The organism is Acinetobacter sp. YH12151 (genome assembly GCF_013418355.1).
In the GTDB taxonomy this organism is placed as follows: domain Bacteria; phylum Pseudomonadota; class Gammaproteobacteria; order Pseudomonadales; family Moraxellaceae; genus Acinetobacter; species Acinetobacter pseudolwoffii.
Map to the genome: position 1 here is coordinate 21232 of NZ_VPCG01000021.1, position 19508 is coordinate 40739.

The 19508-nt window shown below is 45.0% G+C and carries 23 protein-coding genes; 7 read left to right on the forward strand and 16 right to left on the reverse strand.

Features of this window, described 5'->3' with window-relative positions:
* Positions 1-131: 131 nt before the first annotated feature.
* The 4 genes from FTU82_RS09300 to FTU82_RS09315 all read right to left on the reverse strand — a co-directional run bounded on the left by FTU82_RS09300 (position 132) and on the right by FTU82_RS09315 (position 4001).
* Positions 132-1847, reverse strand: a complete 1716-nt coding sequence (locus FTU82_RS09300) for a cation:proton antiporter (RefSeq protein WP_180101282.1) — start codon at positions 1845-1847, stop codon at positions 132-134.
* Between the two features lie 135 nt (positions 1848-1982).
* Entirely contained in the window at positions 1983-2138 is a 156-nt protein-coding gene (gene rpmG / locus FTU82_RS09305) for a 50S ribosomal protein L33 (RefSeq protein ID WP_001205031.1), read from the reverse strand.
* Positions 2139-2150: 12 nt separating this feature from the next.
* Positions 2151-2387: a 50S ribosomal protein L28 gene (gene rpmB / locus FTU82_RS09310; protein ID WP_000048256.1), complete on the reverse strand. Its 237-nt coding sequence runs from the start codon at positions 2385-2387 to the stop codon at positions 2151-2153.
* 165 nt (positions 2388-2552) lie between these two features.
* Positions 2553-4001, reverse strand: a complete 1449-nt coding sequence (locus FTU82_RS09315; RefSeq protein ID WP_005172791.1) for a coniferyl aldehyde dehydrogenase — start codon at positions 3999-4001, stop codon at positions 2553-2555.
* Between the two features lie 115 nt (positions 4002-4116).
* Between FTU82_RS09315 and FTU82_RS09320 the strand changes: the two genes are divergently transcribed.
* The 5 genes from FTU82_RS09320 to FTU82_RS09340 all read left to right on the forward strand — a co-directional run bounded on the left by FTU82_RS09320 (position 4117) and on the right by FTU82_RS09340 (position 7778).
* Positions 4117-4848, forward strand: coding sequence for a TetR/AcrR family transcriptional regulator (locus FTU82_RS09320; RefSeq protein ID WP_034608773.1), 732 nt, complete (start codon positions 4117-4119; stop codon positions 4846-4848).
* A gap of 47 nt (positions 4849-4895) precedes the next feature.
* Positions 4896-5762, forward strand: a complete 867-nt coding sequence (purU, locus tag FTU82_RS09325; protein ID WP_005095527.1) for a formyltetrahydrofolate deformylase — start codon at positions 4896-4898, stop codon at positions 5760-5762.
* A gap of 192 nt (positions 5763-5954) precedes the next feature.
* The gene (locus FTU82_RS09330; RefSeq protein WP_180101283.1) at positions 5955-6725 is read left to right on the forward strand and encodes an energy transducer TonB; all 771 of its coding nucleotides are present in this window, start codon (positions 5955-5957) and stop codon (positions 6723-6725) included.
* A 25-nt stretch (positions 6726-6750) separates the two neighbouring features.
* Positions 6751-7374 carry a MotA/TolQ/ExbB proton channel family protein gene (locus FTU82_RS09335; protein WP_100534638.1) on the forward strand — a complete coding sequence of 208 codons (624 nt, stop codon included), beginning with the start codon at positions 6751-6753 and terminating at the stop codon, positions 7372-7374.
* Positions 7374-7778, forward strand: coding sequence for a biopolymer transporter ExbD (locus FTU82_RS09340; RefSeq protein WP_005172785.1), 405 nt, complete (start codon positions 7374-7376; stop codon positions 7776-7778). The genes FTU82_RS09335 and FTU82_RS09340 overlap by 1 nt, the downstream gene beginning before the upstream one ends.
* Positions 7779-7843: 65 nt before the next feature.
* On the opposite strand, the gene msrA is transcribed toward FTU82_RS09340, so the two are convergent.
* The 6 genes from msrA to FTU82_RS09370 all read right to left on the reverse strand — a co-directional run bounded on the left by msrA (position 7844) and on the right by FTU82_RS09370 (position 12233).
* Complete coding sequence (msrA, locus tag FTU82_RS09345) at positions 7844-8368, reverse strand: peptide-methionine (S)-S-oxide reductase MsrA (RefSeq protein ID WP_180101284.1); 525 nt, start codon at positions 8366-8368, stop codon at positions 7844-7846.
* A gap of 102 nt (positions 8369-8470) precedes the next feature.
* Positions 8471-8932, reverse strand: coding sequence for an META domain-containing protein (locus tag FTU82_RS09350; protein WP_074383989.1), 462 nt, complete (start codon positions 8930-8932; stop codon positions 8471-8473).
* Positions 8933-9034: 102 nt separating this feature from the next.
* Positions 9035-10081 carry a DUF4105 domain-containing protein gene (locus tag FTU82_RS09355; protein WP_005095536.1) on the reverse strand — a complete coding sequence of 349 codons (1047 nt, stop codon included), beginning with the start codon at positions 10079-10081 and terminating at the stop codon, positions 9035-9037.
* A gap of 26 nt (positions 10082-10107) precedes the next feature.
* Complete coding sequence (locus FTU82_RS09360; RefSeq protein WP_159516217.1) at positions 10108-10620, reverse strand: dihydrofolate reductase; 513 nt, start codon at positions 10618-10620, stop codon at positions 10108-10110.
* A gap of 97 nt (positions 10621-10717) precedes the next feature.
* Entirely contained in the window at positions 10718-11560 is an 843-nt protein-coding gene (thyA, locus tag FTU82_RS09365; protein WP_180101285.1) for a thymidylate synthase, read from the reverse strand.
* Between the two features lie 181 nt (positions 11561-11741).
* The gene (locus tag FTU82_RS09370) at positions 11742-12233 is read right to left on the reverse strand and encodes a lipocalin family protein (RefSeq protein WP_180101286.1); all 492 of its coding nucleotides are present in this window, start codon (positions 12231-12233) and stop codon (positions 11742-11744) included.
* A 400-nt stretch (positions 12234-12633) separates the two neighbouring features.
* Here FTU82_RS09370 and FTU82_RS09375 point away from each other — a divergent pair, with 400 nt between their 5' ends.
* Positions 12634-13149: a hypothetical protein gene (locus FTU82_RS09375; RefSeq protein ID WP_005107935.1), complete on the forward strand. Its 516-nt coding sequence runs from the start codon at positions 12634-12636 to the stop codon at positions 13147-13149.
* Positions 13150-13167: 18 nt separating this feature from the next.
* Here FTU82_RS09375 and FTU82_RS09380 read toward each other — a convergent pair whose 3' ends face one another.
* The 3 genes from FTU82_RS09380 to lgt all read right to left on the reverse strand — a co-directional run bounded on the left by FTU82_RS09380 (position 13168) and on the right by lgt (position 14839).
* A complete protein-coding gene (locus FTU82_RS09380) occupies positions 13168-13554 on the reverse strand; it encodes a hypothetical protein (RefSeq protein ID WP_180101287.1) in 387 nt (128 codons plus the stop codon).
* On the reverse strand, positions 13547-13939 hold the full coding sequence (locus tag FTU82_RS09385; protein WP_180101288.1) for a hypothetical protein: 393 nt from the start codon (positions 13937-13939) through the stop codon (positions 13547-13549). The genes FTU82_RS09380 and FTU82_RS09385 overlap by 8 nt, the downstream gene beginning before the upstream one ends.
* 90 nt (positions 13940-14029) lie before the next feature.
* Entirely contained in the window at positions 14030-14839 is an 810-nt protein-coding gene (gene lgt, locus FTU82_RS09390; RefSeq protein ID WP_180049862.1) for a prolipoprotein diacylglyceryl transferase, read from the reverse strand.
* Positions 14840-14932: 93 nt separating this feature from the next.
* On the opposite strand from lgt, the gene FTU82_RS09395 reads away from it, so the two are divergent.
* Positions 14933-15715, forward strand: a complete 783-nt coding sequence (locus tag FTU82_RS09395) for an NRDE family protein (RefSeq protein WP_180101289.1) — start codon at positions 14933-14935, stop codon at positions 15713-15715.
* Between the two features lie 75 nt (positions 15716-15790).
* On the opposite strand, the gene FTU82_RS09400 is transcribed toward FTU82_RS09395, so the two are convergent.
* The 3 genes from FTU82_RS09400 to tatB all read right to left on the reverse strand — a co-directional run bounded on the left by FTU82_RS09400 (position 15791) and on the right by tatB (position 19505).
* Complete coding sequence (locus FTU82_RS09400) at positions 15791-18121, reverse strand: PhoX family phosphatase (protein WP_005103150.1); 2331 nt, start codon at positions 18119-18121, stop codon at positions 15791-15793.
* Positions 18122-18306: 185 nt separating this feature from the next.
* Positions 18307-19086: a twin-arginine translocase subunit TatC gene (gene tatC / locus FTU82_RS09405; RefSeq protein ID WP_180085618.1), complete on the reverse strand. Its 780-nt coding sequence runs from the start codon at positions 19084-19086 to the stop codon at positions 18307-18309.
* The gene (gene tatB / locus FTU82_RS09410) at positions 19083-19505 is read right to left on the reverse strand and encodes a Sec-independent protein translocase protein TatB (protein ID WP_180085603.1); all 423 of its coding nucleotides are present in this window, start codon (positions 19503-19505) and stop codon (positions 19083-19085) included. The genes tatC and tatB overlap by 4 nt, the downstream gene beginning before the upstream one ends.
* Positions 19506-19508 lie beyond the last annotated feature (3 nt).

The following is a 19508-nucleotide window of genomic DNA, read 5'->3' on the forward strand; positions in this document are numbered from 1 at the left end:
AGTTTCAAGAAATGAAAACCTCGTTTCTTTGATTTTACTCCTGATGATTTGAAGTCAGCTTATTACAAAAAATCTTGTGATTATGCATAAAAAAAGTTGCCACATTGGGCAACTTTTTTTATGCAGAGAGATTAATGAGAAGGGGGATGCTGATGCGCAATTTCGATCTGGTTTAAAATATGATTACTCATATTTTTCGCCATTTCTTCTTTGGCATAATACACCGCGCCGATATTATCACGACGGATCGCTTCAGCTTCTTCCTTGCTTTCGGCACAGACCAATACCTGAATTTTCGGATTCAAGGTCTTGGCAATATCTACAATTTTATGAATATCGATGATATCCATAGGGGAAATGACCAGTAAGCGCGCATGTTGAATATGCGCCTGGATCAAAACACCGGCTTCAGTCGCAGCGCCTGAAACCGCGGCAATACCTTTTTCACGCAGATTTTCGACAATATCGCGGTTTTCTTCTGCAATAACCACCTTGATATTTTCTTCCATTAATGAACGGGTAATACGACGACCCACTTCACCATGACCAATCAGCACCACCTGATCACGCAAGTAATCCTGTGAAACTTCATCGGGTAACATTGCCAATGGATCACCACTGCGTTCCAGTAAGCGTGCCAGGGTCGAGCGTTCCCGAATCCATTTTTGTACCGGTTCAATCGCGGAGAAGATAAAGGAATTAAGAGTGATCGAGATCAATGCACCCGCCAGAATCAGGTTTTGACCTTCTAGTGAAAGCAGATTCAGTGACACCCCAAGTGCTGCCAAAATAAATGAAAATTCACCAATCTGTGCCAGCGAAGCGCCAACAGTCAGCGCGGTATTGATTGGATAGCGGAAGAACAATACCAGTGCCATTGCTGCAAGAGTTTTACCAATCAGAATAATGCCGACGACTGTCAGCACATGGAGTGGCTGTTCCAGTAAAATACGCGGATCAAACAGCATGCCGACAGAAACAAAGAATAAGATTGAGAAGATTTCACGCAGCGGCAAGGTTTCTTGTTCCGCGCGATGACTGAAATCTGACTCTTTCACCACCATCCCGGCAAAGAAAGCCCCCAGCGCCATAGATACCCCAAAAACCTTATAGGCCCCAAAGGCAATCGAGATGGCCGCAGCGACCACAGTCAGGGTAAACAGCTCACGAGAACCCAGACGTGCCACGACTTGGATGATCATCGGCACCAGACGTTTACCAATAATCAGCATAAAGGCAATAAAGCCTGCGACTTTCAGCAGGGTAATGCCTAAAGTGGCCCAGATATTTTCATCGCTCGCACCTTCAAGTGCTTGTCCGCCTAGAAGTAAGGCAGTGGCCGGCAATAATACCAAGGCCAAGACCATGACCAGATCTTCGACCAAAAGCCAACCGACGGCAATCCGGCCATTAATTGAATTGAGCAGACCACGATCACCGAGTGCTTTGAGTAGAACCACCGTACTGGCACAGGATAGGCTTAAACCGAATACGAGCGCAGAGCCAAAGCTCCAGCCCCATAACATCGAGACTCCCACTCCGAGCAGAGTGGCGACTGCAATTTGCAAAATTGCACCGGGCAATGCAATCCGCCGCACCTGCATCAGATCACTTAGCGAGAAATGCATCCCGACCCCGAACATCAGGAACATGACACCTAATTCTGCCAGCTGGTTGGCCAGATGAATATCGCCGACCACACCGGGTGTATTGGGACTAATCAGAATGCCGGCCACCAGATAGCCGATAAGTGGAGGGAGGCGCAGACGTGCAGCGATATAGCCAAAAACCAGGGCTAAGCCAAAACCAACAGCCAATAATATAATGAGTTCTACGTCATGTGGCACTAAATACTCCTTTAGTTAGGTTTGCTGGGAAATAAGCACAAAAAGTGCCAAAACATGTAGAAAGTTTATCAAGTGGGGTAAAAAAAATGCAAAAAAAAACGACCTGAAAGGGTCGTTTTTTTTAAAAAGCCAAAATTATTTGATTTTAGCTTCTTTGAAGATTACGTGTTGACGGATTTTTGGATCAAATTTTTTGATTTCCATTTTTTCCGGCATAGTACGTTTGTTCTTAGTCGTGGTATAGAAATAACCTGTACCAGCTGAAGAAACTAAGCGAATTTTATCACGCATGGTTCAGACTCCTTAGATCTTTTGACCTTGAGCACGTAGGTCAGCAACAACCTTTTCAATGCCCAATTTGTCGATAATACGCATACCTTTAGTGGTTAAACGAAGACGTACAAAACGTTTTTCGCTTTCTAACCAGAAACGGTGGTGGTGCAGGTTCGGCTCGAACCGGCGTTTAGTTTTGTTGTTGGCGTGTGAGACGTTGTTACCAACGACTGGACGCTTGCCGGTAACTTGGCAAACCTTAGACATGGTGTAACTCCATTGATTTAGCCAACAGCAAATCTGTATGGCCAGTCAAAAATAAACGGATTGAAATCATTCAAGGGGCGTTTTATATCAAAAATGCGCTTAAAAGACAAGCGATTTTCGTCAAAACGCAGCACGAGCTATATCGATAGCTCATGCCTTGATCATTTAACGGAGAAGTGTCTTCGAAATCAGCTTGTGAATCGGTTTATTGAACGGCGGCAGAATGTATTTCAAGCTATACAGCTTGGGATTCGACATTACCGAGCGTTCATGCGACAAACTGAAGAAGCCTTCTGGACCGTGATATTTCCCCATACCTGATGCACCGACACCCCCAAATGGTAGATCGTCTTGTGCAACATGGGTTAATACCGTATTTTGCCCGAAATGCCCTGAATGGGTACGCTGTGCGACATAATCGGCACGCGCTTGATCAAAGTCGAAGTAGTATAAAGCAAGTGGGCGTGGACGGCTATTAATAAAGTCGATAACTTCATCAATTTGATCATATTCCATGATTGGCAGCAGTGGACCAAAGATTTCATGCTGCATGATCTGCATGCTTGGTGTGACATTGGTCACAATGGTGGGGGCAATTTTACGCAGATCAGCGGAATTTTCATGGCGCGGATTGATTTCAATAACATGAGCACCCTGTTCACGTGCATCATCCAGATAGCCTTGCAGACGGTTGTACTGTTTGTCATTCACAATCGAGGTGTAATCCTGATTATGGGTGATATCCGGATACATACTTTCTACGCAGGCTTTAAAATGATCAATAAATTCTGCCGTCTTGCCACGAGGCAGGAACATATAGTCCGGTGCGACACAGGTTTGACCGGCATTCCAGAGTTTGCCCACCGCAATCCGCTGTGCGACATCACGCAGATCAATTGATGGATGTACCAGGACTGGAGACTTGCCCCCGAGTTCCAGAATCACCGGAACCAGATTTTCTGCTGCGGCTGCCATCACGGTTTTACCCACAGCAGTCGAGCCGGTAAAAATCATTTTGTCGAAGGCTAGACGACAGAAGGCATCTGAGATCACACCGCCACCATTAACCACTGCGACCAGTTCTTTCGGAAAGGCTTCTGCCAAGGCTTTTTCAAGCACTTCACCAAACGCAGCCGATGCGCTAGAAATCTTGATCATGGCGTGGTTGCCGGCAGCCAATGCACAAATGAGTGGGCCAATGGACAGCAACAATGGATAGTTCCACGGTGCAATAATCCCAATCACGCCCAAAGGCTGATATTGCACCCAAGCTTTGGCCGGTTGATGAATAATGCCCACATGACGCTTGGAGGGTTTCATCCATCGGGTCAAGTTTTTGCTATAATATTTGATATGTTCCAGACAGGTGAGCAGTTCACCAATTTTGGTTTCCCCAATCGAGCGGTTACCATAATCCTGATTAATTGCCTCTGCAAATTGATCTTGATACTTAACTAAGATACGCTTAAGTCGAGCTAAACGATCGATGCGTTCCTTTGCCGTCGGCAAAGGATAGTTTAAGTAAGCATGTTTTTGTTGTGCCAAAAGCTCATTTAAGTATTGGCCATCAAAAAAATGTGGTGTCATTGATATTGTTTTTGTGTGACTGTTCATGCCGCACTACCATTATTCAAAAATCGATTAATTAATTTTTAGAGCAAATACTCTAATTAGTCAAGTGACTTTGTGTGTTAGCCTGCTAATGCACGAACTGAATGGTTATTTTAGGATGTCCCAAACCAAAACCTTAAAAACTAAAGAGCGTATCTTGCAGCTCAGTTTGCAGCTGTTCAATGAGCGTGGCGAACGCTCTGTGACCACCAATCATATTGCGGCTGAACTCGGGATGAGCCCTGGTAACCTGTATTATCATTTCCGTAATAAAAATGAAATTATTAAAGAACTGATGGAGGAGTACCAGCAGCAAACTCTGGAAATGCTGGCGCTGCCAGATGATCGTGCTCTGGATGCCAATGACAAGATTCATTATTTTCAGGTACTGAGCAGTCAGCTGTGGGCTTATCGTTTCCTGCATCGCGATGTCTATCATCTGGTTGAAAATAACGAAGATTTCCGCAAGATGTATCCACGCTTTGCCGGCGAGGTGATGCAGCAAGGTCAGAAAATCTATAAGGCTTTTGTGAATGCTGGCTTGATGGACATGACCGATTCAGAAATTGAAGCACTGATCATTAACCTGTGGATTGTACTGACCAACTGGACCAACTTCCTATATATGTCAGGTCATCTGACCGATTCCAATACGCTGGAAGAAAAATGGGTCTGGCAGGCACTCCGTCAAATGGTGTTCCTGGAAGGGGCCTATTTACGCGGTGAAAGCCGTCAAACTTATGAAGGTTTGCTAAATAGCCTAGGTTCTTCGGAACTTTTTGCCAGCCTGTCATCTGCAAAAAACACAGAAGTCGAGTCGCCTATTCAGAATATCTCGGAAACGCGCTAGAATACTCGGCTTATTTTAAATTTAACTGATTAGTGACTTAAACCAACATGAATATGACGACTGCTAACACCGCACGTTTATTGATTACTTGTGAAGACAAGCCGGGCATCGTGCAGGCTGTTTCGAGCTTCTTGTATCATCAAGGTGCCAATATTACTGCGCTTGACCAATATGCGACAGCAGCGCAGGGCGGCCGTTACTTCATGCGCGTTGAATTTGAACTGGATCATCTGCAAAGCCGTAAAGAAAGCATTACCCAGACTTTTGCGGTAAATGTCGCAGAGCGTTACGGCATGCAATGGCGTCTGGCTCTGGTCAGCGATGTGAAGAAAGTCGGTATTTTGGTGTCTAAGGTCGATCATGCCTTGCTTGAGCTGTTATGGCGTCATGCCCGTGGTGGGTTGCCATGTGAAATTACCAAGGTGGTATCGAATCACGAGACTTTACGCGAAGCGGTTGAAAACTTTGGGATTCCATTTGAAGTGGTGCCGGTGACCAAAGACAACAAGCCTGAAGCCTATGCAGAAATTGACCAGTTAATGCAGGGCAATGACCTGTTGGTATTGGCGCGCTATATGCAGATTCTAGATGAAGAATTTGTAAGCAAGTGGGAAATGAAAGTGATCAATATTCACCATTCATTCCTGCCCGCATTTGTCGGTGCAAATCCGTATAAACAGGCGCATGAAAAAGGTGTCAAGCTGATCGGTGCGACTGCACACTATGTCACTGCCGATCTGGATCAGGGCCCGATCATCGAGCAGGACGTAGAACGTGTCAATCATGACTTTACCGTTGAACAGTTGCGTGAACTCGGTCAGGACGTAGAACGTAATGTACTGGCACGTGCAGTGAAATGGCATCTGGAAGACCGTATTATTGTCGATGGCAATAAAACTGTGGTGTTCCAATAAAACTTGCATCCCTATTTAAAAAGGCATACTTTTAGTGTGCCTTTTTTGTTTTGATGCAAAAAAAGTCAGTGAAAGGCATGATTAGTAGTTGCAAATGAAAACACTTCTCATTTATTATTGGCGTACTTTAATTGTGCTAACCGATGAGCTTGATTGTTTGTTTCACATCATCTCCTCAAGGTAATAGATTTAATGAGTCAAGTTGCTGCTCCCATGACACCTACACCGCCCAACAAGATGAAAAAGAAAGTCATCTCGATTCTGGCGGCCGTGTTCGTCGGACATGTGGGCCTATTGTGGGCAGTGAGCCAGATGGACGCACCGGAGCTCAAGCCTGTAGAGAAAGAGCCGCTTAAAGTGCGCTTTGTAAAATTGCAGGAAGCACCCAAACCTTTACCGCCAAAGCCGAAGGCCGAGCCACAAAAAGAGCCGCCTAAGCCCAAAGAAGTCAAAATTGTAGATAAACCACTGCCACCACCACCGAAAAAAGTTGAAAAAATAGAACAGGTGAAGAAGGCAGAAGCACCTAAAGTCGTGAAAGCACCACCCGTTGAAGCAAAACCAACCCCAAGTCCGGTTGTACCGACAGTAGTCACTGAAACTAAAGTTAAACCGGCACCTGCTCCAGTCGCGCCACCTGCGCCTGTGGCACCGCCAGCACCTGCTGCGCCGCCATCCCCGAAAAGTGTATCGATTGGTGGGGGCGTGTCCTGGCAGCGTTCACCAAAAGTCTCGCTCTCTGCAGGTGAATTAAAATCAGCCTGTTCACTGGTAGTAGATGTTTCAGCGAATGAGCAGGGTAAAGTGGTTTCTGCAACTGCACGAAATTCAAGTTGTAGCCCGGCAGTAACGCGCAAAGTAGAAGCAGCGGTACGCCGCGCGCAACTAACCAAATATGTGGAAAATGGAGTGGCTTATCCAACCCGGGTTGAGCAGCCTTTCGATTTTCAAATTACCAAATAACGGCTAACCCATTAGGAGTTCGAAGATGAACTTTTCAGTTTATTGGCAACACGCTGATGCAGTCAGTAAAACGCTGTACTTCGTGTTATTGGCAATGTCGATTGCGACATGGACCATTTTTGTGCTGCGTTTAATGGGCACTCGCCAGCTTAAACAAGTTGCTTATACCCAGCTGTCTCAAGCATTGGAGCAACTGAAAACCAAATTGGCTCCTTTGGGCTTTGAACAGCGTAAGGCAGTGGCAGAACAGGCGTTGTTACGTCAGATTTCAGCCGAAAAAGCCAATGCTGAGAAAGGGGTATCCGTCCTCGGTACGATTGCTTCGATTTCACCATTTGTCGGTTTGTTTGGTACCGTGTGGGGTATTTTCCATGCGCTGGTTGCAGTGGGTAAAAGCGGTCAGGCTGGTCTGGCACAAGTGGCAACCCCAGTCGGTGAAGCCTTGATCATGACGGGTCTAGGCTTGGCCGTCGCGATTCCTGCGGTACTGGCTTATAACATCTGTGTGCGTTTCAATCGTGGTTTGGCGCATGAGTTACAAGATCAGGCACATGGCTTGTTGATTGACACCATGTTGCAACAGGAATCTGCTACAAAAAAGTCTGATGAAAAAGTAACACAACAGAGTTTAGTGGGAGGTCAAGCTTAATGGCTTTTCAACTGGGTGAAGACAACGATGTAGGTATGAATGAGATGAACCTCATTCCCCTCATCGACATTATGTTGGTATTGATGATCATCTTCTTGGTGACAGCGACCGTTGCGAACCCATCAATTCCATTAACCTTGCCACAAACCACCGCGGAGATTATTGATCTGCCGCCTGAAAATGTCACAATCAGCATCAATGCGGAAGGTGAGATTGCCTGGAATGGCAATGTCCTGACCCTAGACGAATTGCAGACCCGTTTTAATGAAGCAGGTCAGACCGAACGTCAGCCGACGATTGTGCTGAAAGCAGATAAAGAATCCCGTTATGACACGGTAGCTCAAGTCATGTCGCGTGCGAGTGGAGCCGGACTCAGCGATATTGCCTTTGCAACCGATAACTAAGATTCAGCTAACGAAAAAAAGCGACTGATTTCAGTCGCTTTTTTTATCCCCATTTTTTATGCAAATTAATGGGTTTTTAACAAAGTCATAAATTTACTGCGTAATTTATTCAGTTTTGGCGGAATGGCAAAATTGCAGTAACCTTGGTTTGGATTTTTCGCAAAGAAATTTTGGTGATATTCCTCAGCAGGATAGAAGGTCGGCATCGGGCTGAGTTCAGTCACAATAGTCAGGCCTTCATTTTTTAAAGTATCCATGGCTGCTTCTGCCTGAGTTTTTTGTTCAGCATTCAGATAATAAATCACGGAACGATATTGGGTGCCGACGTCATTGCCCTGACGGTTCAAAGTGGTTGGATCATGCGTCGCAAAAAACACCTCAAGGAGCTGGGCATAGCTGATCTGGTTTTCGTCGAAATCAACCAGAATAACTTCAGCATGGCCGGTTTCACCGCCGCATACGGCCTCATAATTTGGCTCAGTGGTATGACCGCCGGCATAGCCACTCAGGACTTGCTGAACGCCCTGAATTTGTAAAAATACCGCTTCGGTACACCAAAAGCATCCACCACCAAAAAGTGCTTGTTGCATGGCTGATTCCTCATTCGATTGAACTGGGCTGATGGTTAAATCCTGGCCCATCAGTATGAAAGATAAAAAAGCCCGCCAATACAGACTTTTTGTAGGGAAGTCTTAACGTGGCTGAACTGCACTTTCCAGCTGAATTAACACATTACCATGACGATCCAATAGTTTTAGGGTTTTACCAAATACCTGATAATGCGTCACCTTGGCTAAAGCTTCATTAAATTTCTGATCGAGCTGATCGTTATGCATACAGGCCATGCGTGTTGTTGCCATCTGGCTTAAATTCAAAGTATCTTTGCCCGCCGTATAGCTGCCCATGATCCGGTTACAACCATCTGAACCGGAAACACGCTGGGTGCTGGCATCAAATTGCAGACTTGGAAGATGAGGTGCAGTAGCTGCGGTCTTGATTTCAGTATTGCCAATCTGTGTGGCAATCCAGGTGCGATTTTGCAAAAGTTGTAAATGATTCGTGGTTTGTGTGGTGGCGGTATTCGGCACGGTTTCGCAGCCCATCACAGCCAATACCGAACCCAATAGGGCGATTGCAGTTAATTTTTTTAGCATGAAAGATACTCTGATTATTGACTAGCTATTTGTATATAAACAAAAAAATGACTCAGGTTCCAGTTGATTTTGTATCTTTATTTACAGTGATAAAAATGCCAGTTAATGTGTCTGAGGTGCAGGCAGGCCTTGACGAAGTCGCTGCGAATATTCCTGGCTGGACAGATCGGCGCTCTGTTTGACTCGTGGATTCACATGCGCCCGTTGGTACCAGGTGTGCATATCCCAGGATTGATCCAGCACTTTCAGATCATAGAGATAATTCGGTAAATAGCCGGACGCTAACAGTCGATAATCTGAAGGCAATTGTTGTTGCGATACTGCCTGAACCATATCAAAGACCAGAGTGGTGCAATTACTGGTCAGGGTGTTATACCACTTGGGTTCTCTGGCCAATTCATCGGCCTGGGCCAGATATTCTTTGAATAAGGCTTTGGCCTGAGCTTGTGGCATATTTACCGGAAAGAAATACACCTGCTCTCCGCGAATATTACTACGTGTATACACAATATCTTTTTCGTCCGATGCCACCAGACTCAATTCATATTTACGGAAAAACCCACCAATTGCAGAAAACTCTTCATGTTTTTCCTTGCGGATTTCAATCGAGAAAGTGAGAGGTTTTTGATTGGCAAAATCGAAGCTGACCAACGTGTGGGCAATTTTCGGACCCATCCAGTAGGAGGTAATGATATTCACCCCGCTAATCTGGTTCAGGTCAAAACTGCGGCTTTCCCAACGTTCGATATAACGACCATCAGCTTGCCAGTCAAAGTTCCGGATATTGTGCAGGGTGACCTGATCGCCTTGTTGTTCATAGTGCAACAACTGAGCCACTTCAGGATTCCACTCCCGATCCTGACGCGCTTGCAGACTAAAATAGCCCAGCAGACAAAACAGAAAGACCAGAAGATATAGAATGCTATCGACTTTACGCGAGATCAGGTGCCGGGTGAAGTAGATCCCGAGTACCAGCAGGGAAAACGTTAACCAAACACCAATCAGGATCAAGCTGCCAATCTTGCCGAGAGGTTGCTGAACCCAGAGCATCAGGCTGAGCCACAGGCTCGACAGAATGACAAAGAGGGTAAACAGGCTGCCCAGCAGCCACAGACTCCAGTGCTTGGAAATATATTCTCGTCCCTGCATAGTCACTTTTTCATGAGAAATAGGCTTTATTTTCTGTAGGTTGCAAACTCAAAAGCAATCCCGGTTTTGTCGTCAATATGTTGCTCGGTCGCGACTTTTTTGAATTCTGCCGGAATTTCAGGATAATAGGCATGACCTTGTACATCCAGGTCAACATGGGTCAGTTCCAGACGGTCGGCAATGTCCATGGTCTGTTTAAAGATTTCACCGCCACCAATAATGAAAATAGACGTCGGTTTTTCTGAGTTTTGCACATCAGTAACTGCCTGAATAAGCGCATCTTCAATGTTATGAGCGACTTTAGTGCCTTGAAAAGACCAGTCAGGATCACGGCTAATGACCCAGTTCACGCGTTTAGGGAGCGCACGTCCCATCGATTCAAGGGTCTTGCGGCCCATGACAATCACACCGCCCTGAGTGATTTCTTTAAAATGCTTGAGATCGGCTGAGATATGCCAAGGCAGGTCATTGTCCTTACCAATACAGCGCTGCTGATCCATTGCAACGACATGAACGACTTCTAAATCCTGAAATGCCATACCTACACTCAAAAACAAATAAAAATTTGCTCCTATTAAAATGCAAAATCCCACTTTAAGCAAAGTGGGATTTTGATTTTCTTTGGTTTGGGAACATTTACACTGCAACGGGCGCCTTAATCCCCGGATGTGATTCATAACCAATAATTTCAATATCTTCAAATTTGAAGTCGAACAGGTCTTTGATCTCAGGATTCAATTTAAGGTGGCACAGGCCCAAGGGCTCACGGCTGAGTTGTAATTGCGCTTGCTCGAAGTGATTGCTATATAAATGTGTATCGCCACCGGTCCAGACAAAATCACCGACCTCCAGCTCACAGACTTGCGCGATCATATGTGTCAACAGGGCATAGCTGGCGATATTAAATGGAACACCGAGAAAAACATCGGCGCTACGCTGATACAGCTGACAAGACAATTTGCCATTGTGGACAAAGAACTGGAACAAGGTATGGCAAGGCGGTAATGCCACTTGGCCTGCTTCATTCGGGTTCCAGCCAGATACAATCAGACGGCGCGAATTTGGATTGGTTTTAATTTCATTAATCAACCATTTGATCTGGTCAAAACCATCCTGATTATAGCTATTATCTGCATTTTTGCTGGCACCAAAATTACGCCACTGGTGACCGTAAACTGGCCCCAGTTCACCTTCAGGGCGGCCAAAACGCGCGGTCTGTTCGGCGGTTGCCCACTCATCCCAAATCGAAACTTTATGCTCTTTTAAATATTGAACGTTGGTATCGCCTTTTAAAAACCATAATAATTCAATCACGATAGAACGGAAATGAACTTTTTTGGTGGTGAGTAAAGGGAAACCTTGGGAAAGATCAAAGCGCATCTGATGACCAAATACCGAACGTGTCCCTGTACCGGTACGGTCGCCTTTATCACCGCCGTTGTCGAGAATGTGTTGTAAAAGGTCAAGATATTGGCGCATAGGTCTCTCTATTTAAATCTGTTGAAAATCGCCGTTTTAACAGCAGTATAGATTATTTCCAAAATAATTTGCTGTTGAAAGGGAGAATTTAAATTGCGCATATCATAGCATTTTTTGATGAGCTTTCATCGCTCAAACCAGAATAAAAAAGACCTCCTGATAGAGGTCTTTTTACAGTAAATTAAGCCGTTTTATGGCCAGTATGGACGGTGTGAATCAGATCAGACAGGTTATAACCTAAGGATTCTGCATAGCTTAAATATTCACGTTGAGTGGCTTCATCTAAAGTCGTCCCGCGATGTAGCAACCATAAATATTCTTTACCAGGTTCGCCCACAAGAGCCGTCTGATAATCCGGATCGATTTTTAATACCCAGTAATCGCCCTTGGTAAACGGGATCCAACGCAGGCCTTCAGGTAAAAAGCTGACTTCAAGCTTGGCATGTTCTGCATCGACAATGGTCGCTTCAGCAATGGCTTCATCCAGCTTACCCTCACCATCCAGACAGCGGTTCTGAACCCGAACCTTGCCATTTTCATTTAAGCTATATACCGCAGAAATATCGGTGCTGTTCTCGGGTTGGTGTTTCATCGGCAAACGTGCAATTTCATACCAGGTGCCTAAATATTGTTCTAAATTAAAATTTGAAACGGTACTTAAAGTCTGACTCATTTTTCTTCTCCGTTTAGTTCAATATTTAAAAATGCCGCATCAGTGTAATACAGGGTACAAAGCTCAAAATGATGTAATCATGTAGTGAAATGTTGTCTGAGAATGGCCGAGCCACAAATTAAATCCATAAGGTTTGAGTAGAAAAAAATAACGGCTCATTTTGCGTATTTCAGGCTAAAAAAGCTTTGCAAGGCGTCGAAGTTGGCTTTGCTTTACATTTTTTTTGCAAAGATGATGGGTTTTGTAACTGTATTAGAAAGAACGGCTTAATTTGAATGCCGGAAAAATAGACAAATTTATTTACATTTTTAATGTGAAAGATAACATTTAAACGACTAGTATTCTCGGCTTGTTAACAATATGAAAGCCTAAATTACAGGCGAGGAGCGGTTGGTAAGGCATGATCTATGATCATCAAGTAAACATGAGCGAAGTATATGCTCCTGTCCAAGCGAATATCATGGTGCGTTCCCAATCGGAGCAAAGACCTAAAAAGTCATCCCAAAAAGCCACTGTCCGTAACGCTTCAGGCGTAAGCAATGGCCATCGTATCAATATCGAGAAATTTACCAGTTATCTGCAAGGGATTACCCGAAATACCAGTACACAGAAATGTGCGCGCAGTATTCGTGTCGGTCTGCAATCCTCTGGTGCGAAAATTGTGAACCATCCAGTCGCAGCGGCAGATTGGGGAAGTACCCTGATGCAGCTGGGCTATAAGAAAATTAATGCTTCTTTTGATCGGCCGAAAAAAGGCGATATCTATATTATTGACCGTACTCAGGGACATAAATATGGACATATCGCGGCTTATTCAGGTAGTGCCTGGGTATCGGATTTCAAACAGCGAGATCATGCGGTTTATCGCAATAAAAACGTGACTTATAGTTACTATCGTCTGGAAACTTACTTCTAAGAAAATACTGCGAAGTGATCAGTCCTCAAAACGCTTCGCACGGCTTTCATAGATTGAAACGATAAATAATCCAATCGCGGCAAAGCCAAGACATTGCAGACCCCAGGCAAATTTGCCCCATTGTTGGTGCTGTTCAGGCAAATAGCCAAACAGGGTAATTAAGGCAATGATGGGAATCACCCGGCTCAAGGCGCTAAAGCCATTTGAATAGGGATTGGATTTCGAAATTTTCAGGCGGAAATGGTGCAGTAAATGCACGACAATCCCAATCGCTAAACTCACCCCAACAAATACCGGATCTAACTGGGCCACAGTCGATGCTGCATAAATCAAAATACAGGTCACGATGATGACCATCAGCTTGTTTTGACGGCTACAACGTTCGGAATACCAGAACTCAAGCATGGGGTGAACCCGCATCTGATTTGTTCTGATTGAGCAGCGACAATGGTGAAAACAGGCAAATCGCCAGTGTCATAAAGGCAATGCCTTGTGCGCCCGGAATCAGGATTTCGCCCTGTTGCATATTCATAAAAACTAAAGCAATCAATAAGGCAATTGGAATCCAGGTCAGTAATCTATACAGCAAACCGGTCGGGTTTTTGCTGGCAAAGTGGATTTTGCAGTAACGGCAGATCAGAAAAACAATGCCGGTACCGACAAACATCAAAATTGAATCTAAGGGCAGTGGTTCCATCCAGTACAAGCCTGCAGCTGTTGCTGCAATCACAATAAAGATCAACAGTTTTTTGAGAACAGATACCTGCGGATTAAACCAGAACTCAAGCATAATGATGAAAGAATAGAAGAGATAATCGGCACTTTAGCATATTTTGAGTATAAAAAAGCGAGGCCTTTGCCTCGCTCAATTAAGCTGGTTTTAACTGTTTTTCTGTGGACCCCAGTCATAGATTTTCTTTTGGTAGGCATACCACATCATCCACAAGCCAATCAGGATCATTGGCAGGCTCAGGAATTGTCCTTTGCTCATCCAGCCAATGAACAGCTGGCCATTGTCTGGCTCACGGAAGAATTCAACCACAAAACGTGCCAGGCCATAACCGATCAGGAACAGCGCCGAAACTGCCATACGCGGACGCGGCTTGGAGCTGAACCACCATAGTACAATAAATAGAATTAAACCTTCACACAGCGCCTGATACAGTTGAGATGGATGACGTACCAGTTGCAGCGGATCGGTCGGGAAGATCATGCCCCAGGCAAAGTTTGGATCGCTGACCTGACGGCCATACAGTTCGCCGCCAATAAAGTTACCAATCCGGCCAAACATCAGACCTGTGGGTACGCAAGGCGCGACAAAATCCAGGGTCTGGAACCAAGTCATCTTATATTTCTTGCACCACCACAACATGGCCAGAATGACCCCGAGGAAACCGCCGTGGAAACTCATGCCACCAGTCCAGATCTGGAATAGCCATAGAGGATCGGCCAGGAACTGGGAAAAACCGTAAAAGAAGACATAACCGACACGGCCACCGATGATGACACCAAGCGCACCGAAGAAAATCAGGTCAGAGACCATATCTGGCGTCCAGCCGCGTTGTTTGGCTCGAAACGTTGCCAATCCCCAGGCAAATAAAAATGCCAGTAAGTACATCAGTCCATACCAGTGGACTTGCAGGGGCCCGAGCGAAATCGCAACGGGATCAATATTGGGATAGGTGAGCATTCCTGTTCCTTGTGATTCTGTTTTGCACAGATTTTAGCTGAAAGCAAAGAAAAATGTTGTACATTCAATGTGTAAAGATCGAGAGCGTAAATTATGTGTATCGTGGCACTGGCTTGGCGGGTTGTGGATGAGACCCCATTATGTCTGATTTCAAATCGGGATGAGTTCTATCAGCGGCCTACACAGGCGCTGTATGAATGGGAAAATAGTCCGATTATTGCCGGGCAGGATTTGCAGTCGGGCGGCACCTGGATGGGTATCACGGCCTCAGGTCGCTGGGCAGTGATTACCAATTTTCGCAACGGGCAAGATCGGACAGATTATCCGACTTCACGTGGTCATATCATCCAGGATTTTTTAAATTCGGACTTAACGCCTATTCGCTTTGCTCAAAATCTGGAGCAGCGGCAATGTGATTATGCCGGTTTTAACCTGTTTGTCGGAGATCAGCAGCAGGCGGTGTATATGAGCAATCGCGGCGAAGCACCGCAAGTGCTGGCACAAGGCGTCTATGTTGTCTCCAACGGCCTGATGAGCGAAGACTGGTATAAGACCCGGCATTTGCGTAAACGCTTTACCCAGGAATTTTTACCCATGCTGCAACAACCAGCCATGCCAGAAACTGATCTGTGTCATGCGGTTTGGGATATTCTGGAAGATGAACGCAAGGTGATTCCTGAACTGCTGCCGGAAACAGGGATCTCGGTTGAAATGGAACATCTGCTGTCCTCGACTTTTATTCAAAGCCCGACTTACGGCACCCGTTGCTCGAATTTTCTAAGAATGCAGCGAGGACAATGGCACTGGATCGAGAAGTCACAACAAGGTGTGACTGCAGGTCATACCATTGAGAAAATCATTGCTCTGCAAAAATAATGGAATAAAAAAATGCCGACAGATGTCGGCATTTTAAAAAATTATCTAAATTTTTGAAGTTAGACAAAAAATTACTTAGCTAGCAATGGTGCCTCCATCATTACGCGTAATCACAACAGTTGCTGAACGTGGACGTGCTGTCTTGTTCGAACGATCTGTTTGGCTGGCAGGCCAGTTACTGGTTGGAGCATCAAATTTTTTAGAATCTTCACCCGGATGTTGTACGTTGATGAAAATTGCTTTGTAGTCCGGTGTCATGGTGACACCAGTGATTTCACACTCTACTGGACCGGTCAGGAAGCGACGTAGATTTTCATCGGTCACTTTGGCACCAGCAATTGTTGCTTGACCATTAGAGGTTGTTACTACACCACCATCACCAACTTGTCCAGGTAATGCTGCCAGCATCATACAGTTGGTTACATCTGTATAAGCGCCGTCATCAGTCTGAATCCAGAGTACACCGCGAGGGTCAAACCACATACCATCTGGTGAAGACAGATCATTATTATCATTTAAGCCAGACAGGTTGATATTGGCATCCATCGATGCTTCAGCACCGAACAAGTAGATATCCCATTCAAAGCTTTCTGATGCGGTATTTTCCTCTTTAAAGCGAATAATATGGCCATTCACATTACCTTTACCGCCTTCAGGATCTGAGTAATTACGTGGGTTGGCAGCATCAACAGGTTGTGCCGAGTTATTGCCACGGTTACTGTTATTGGTCAGGGTAACGTAGACCTCACCATTCTCTGGGTTAACAGCTACCCATTCAGGGCGGTCCATCTTCGTTGCACCAACGGCATCGCCTGCTAAACGTGCAAAAGTTAATACATCTGCATCAGAGCTAAATGGATATACTGCATTTTGTGCAGTTAAACCGTTTTTACCATGAGCAAGTTCAATCCATTGACCAGTTCCATCTGCATTGAACTTGGCCACATAGAACTTACCGTTATTCATATATTTGTCACCAGCACGGTAGCCAGTATTGATATCTTTTGGATCCCATTTTGCATCAGAGACAAATTTGTAAATGTATTCACCACGTGAGTCATCGCCCATGTAGAAGGCAAACTGTTGACCTTCAACGGCACGGCTAGCACGACAGTCTTCATGCGCAAAACGACCTAAAGCTGTACGTTTTACTGGGTTTGAGCGACTATCAAATGGATCAATCTCTACAATCCAGCCAAAGGTATTCGGTGCATTACGATAGTCTTGACTTGCTGACGCCTTAGTAACGTCCGCTGACCAACGGTCATACATATCTTGTGATTCAAGACTTGCTGGCGCTGTTTCCCAGGCATAACGAGAAGATTTATCTAAATAAATAGTGCGGCCTTGGTCATCCAGTTCAGGGATTTTTTCACCAAAGGCATCTTTAATATAAATGATGCTGCCTTTCTCATCACGTTTAACTGTACCGTCGGCATTTTTTTCAGTTTGATAAGAAATCTCTAAACCTAAGCCATAACGTTTAAGTGCTATTTTTTCAGCTTCAGTGCGTGCTGCATACTGGTCTGTTCCTGAACGTTGGAAATAACCAATAAAATTTTCTTCGGCAGTTAAATATGTACCCCATGGTGTATAGCCATTACCACAGTTATTTTGTGTACCGCGAGTTTGACGACCGTTAGGAGAGAAAGCTGTGTGGATTAATGGAGAGGTCGTTACCGGCCCAGCAAAATCCATCACTGTTGAAGCCGTAATACGGCGGTTAAAGGGAGATGATTTTACAATTTCAACAGCCTGAGACTCTGTATTTTTCTTAACATGCACAATTGAAACACCATGTGCATTCACTTCACGAATGACTTCATCTTCTGGACGGCGACCATCTACTTTAGTTGCACCCTTAGGGTGTAAAAAAGTTTGATTGATGTATTCATGGTTCATCACCAGCAGGCCATGCTCAGATGCATTTTCCTCATAACGGCCAGTTTTAGTGCTTAAACCAAAATAGCTCATACCATCATGGCAGTCACCCGCACGGAATTGAAAGCTTGGACCCGATGGAACCTCGCTATCATTCCAGTCTGGGTAAAGTGGATGAATCGAGTCACCCATTGCATAGAGGACAGTGGCTGTATAGCCTTCAGGAACAGTAACCCAGTCATCCAGGTTTTTCTTCACCGGGCTAAAGCTTAATTTTTCTGGACGTACATTGTTGTCCGCTGGAGGAGTTGGTTTGTTCTCATCATCCCCAATATTTGCATTATCATCGTCATCGCTACATGCGGTCAGGCTAGAAGCCAAAGCCAATGCTGCAGCGCCACTAGCTGTTTTTTTAATTAAGCTACGACGAGAAATACGCTGCTCTAAAATATCACGAAAGTGCATGTTATTTGAGTTGTTATTATCTAGCTCTTGATCTTCATGATAGGGTGTTTGGTATGTCATTTTTAGTTCCTAGCAAAAAAGGCTTGGTTATAAAGTTATGAACAAATTAGACCTAAAGTATGACAAAATGGTTAAGTCTATATTTCAATAAAGTTAAATAAATCAATATATTGGTGTAAATTTAAACAAAAAGACAGCCAAGGCTGCCTGAGTTAAATACGATTCTTTTTGTTTTTGGATTCTTGTTATTGTTGATCGGTTAAACGGCGTTTTTCAATCAGCTTTCCTGCCAGTAAACCCAGTTCAAACAGTAACCACATGGGGATGGCCAGCATGATCATTGACAGCGCATCGGGTGGGGTCACAAACATCGCCACAAAGAAGCAGCCAACGATAATAAAGCGGCGTTTTTCGACCAGCGTCTGGGTTGAAACCACTCCAATCAGGATCAAAATCAGGGTAATAATCGGGATTTCAAAGGTAAAACCAAAGACCAGAAACAGCTTTAAACAGAAGCTAAGATAACTGTTAATGTCGGTCATCGGTGCCACAGTTTCCGGTGAGACACTGATAAAAAAATGCAGGATCGAAGGTAAGGCCACAAAGTAGGCAAAGCTGATCCCGGTATAAAACAGCACAATACTGCCGATCAAAAGCGGCAGTGCCAGACTCTTTTCTTTGGCATATAACGCCGGTTTAACAAATGTCCAGAGCTGATACAGAATAAACGGCATTGTGATCATCAGCGCCACAAAGAAATTCAGCTTGAACGGAGCCATGAATGTTGCCGTCACATCCGTGGCAATCATGGTCGAGCTGGCAGGCAATTGTGCCCGTAAAGGTTCAGATAACCATTGATAGGTCTGATTGGCAAAGGGCAGCAAACAGAAAAACAGGCCAATCAGGACAGCAACCACTTTAAACAGATGTTTTCTTAACACCACCAAATGCTGGGTAATCGGCATCTCTTCAAGGTTCAGCGCTGCAGCATCATTTGAGGCAGGTGTGGTCGGTAAAGACGTCATACGGCCACCTTCATTTCTGTATAGCATTGTTGGGAAATCACTGCTTGAGTTTGTGCAGGCTGAGGTAAATACACCACTGATACGGGCTGTACTACAGGCTGATAGCGAAGCACGGGCTGGGCAGCCTGAGGCTTTATTTTTAATTCATCAGTTGCAATGGGCTGCTGCAAATCTGCCATTTGTGCCTGCATCTTGGCTTCGAGTTGCTGGATCCGCTGCATTTCGGCCTGCATCTGTTCTCGCAGTTCGGACAAGCGTAATTCACGATCCAGATCGTTCTGAACATTGCTGACCATGCGCTTGATCTTGCCATACCATGTTCCGACAAAACGGACTGCCTCAGGTAACTTGTCTGGCCCAAGCACCAGAAGTGCAATAATCCCGAAAATCAGCAGCTCGGTCATTCCGATATTGAGCATAGC

Bases quoted from the DNA above. Each gene is read 5' to 3' on its own strand.
- thyA (WP_180101285.1), bottom strand. From the start codon at position 11,560: ATGCGCCAATATCTTGACCTTTTACAACACATTCTCGACAACGGCGGT.
- msrA (WP_180101284.1), bottom strand. From the start codon at position 8,368: ATGCAACAAGCACTTTTTGGTGGTGGATGCTTTTGGTGTACCGAAGCG.
- FTU82_RS09360 (WP_159516217.1), bottom strand. From the start codon at position 10,620: ATGGCATTTCAGGATTTAGAAGTCGTTCATGTCGTTGCAATGGATCAG.
- purU (WP_005095527.1), top strand. From the start codon at position 4,896: ATGAATATGACGACTGCTAACACCGCACGTTTATTGATTACTTGTGAA.
- FTU82_RS09355 (WP_005095536.1), bottom strand. From the start codon at position 10,081: ATGCAGGGACGAGAATATATTTCCAAGCACTGGAGTCTGTGGCTGCTG.
- FTU82_RS09375 (WP_005107935.1), top strand. From the start codon at position 12,634: ATGATCTATGATCATCAAGTAAACATGAGCGAAGTATATGCTCCTGTC.
- tatB (WP_180085603.1), bottom strand. From the start codon at position 19,505: ATGCTCAATATCGGAATGACCGAGCTGCTGATTTTCGGGATTATTGCA.
- lgt (WP_180049862.1), bottom strand. From the start codon at position 14,839: ATGCTCACCTATCCCAATATTGATCCCGTTGCGATTTCGCTCGGGCCC.
- rpmB (WP_000048256.1), bottom strand. From the start codon at position 2,387: ATGTCTAAGGTTTGCCAAGTTACCGGCAAGCGTCCAGTCGTTGGTAAC.
- FTU82_RS09340 (WP_005172785.1), top strand. From the start codon at position 7,374: ATGGCTTTTCAACTGGGTGAAGACAACGATGTAGGTATGAATGAGATG.
- FTU82_RS09315 (WP_005172791.1), bottom strand. From the start codon at position 4,001: ATGAACAGTCACACAAAAACAATATCAATGACACCACATTTTTTTGAT.
- FTU82_RS09370 (WP_180101286.1), bottom strand. From the start codon at position 12,233: ATGAGTCAGACTTTAAGTACCGTTTCAAATTTTAATTTAGAACAATAT.
- FTU82_RS09335 (WP_100534638.1), top strand. From the start codon at position 6,751: ATGAACTTTTCAGTTTATTGGCAACACGCTGATGCAGTCAGTAAAACG.
- FTU82_RS09395 (WP_180101289.1), top strand. From the start codon at position 14,933: ATGTGTATCGTGGCACTGGCTTGGCGGGTTGTGGATGAGACCCCATTA.
- FTU82_RS09350 (WP_074383989.1), bottom strand. From the start codon at position 8,932: ATGCTAAAAAAATTAACTGCAATCGCCCTATTGGGTTCGGTATTGGCT.
- FTU82_RS09380 (WP_180101287.1), bottom strand. From the start codon at position 13,554: ATGCTTGAGTTCTGGTATTCCGAACGTTGTAGCCGTCAAAACAAGCTG.
- FTU82_RS09330 (WP_180101283.1), top strand. From the start codon at position 5,955: ATGAGTCAAGTTGCTGCTCCCATGACACCTACACCGCCCAACAAGATG.
- FTU82_RS09400 (WP_005103150.1), bottom strand. From the start codon at position 18,121: ATGACATACCAAACACCCTATCATGAAGATCAAGAGCTAGATAATAAC.
- FTU82_RS09385 (WP_180101288.1), bottom strand. From the start codon at position 13,939: ATGCTTGAGTTCTGGTTTAATCCGCAGGTATCTGTTCTCAAAAAACTG.
- tatC (WP_180085618.1), bottom strand. From the start codon at position 19,086: ATGACGTCTTTACCGACCACACCTGCCTCAAATGATGCTGCAGCGCTG.
- rpmG (WP_001205031.1), bottom strand. From the start codon at position 2,138: ATGCGTGATAAAATTCGCTTAGTTTCTTCAGCTGGTACAGGTTATTTC.
- FTU82_RS09320 (WP_034608773.1), top strand. From the start codon at position 4,117: ATGTCCCAAACCAAAACCTTAAAAACTAAAGAGCGTATCTTGCAGCTC.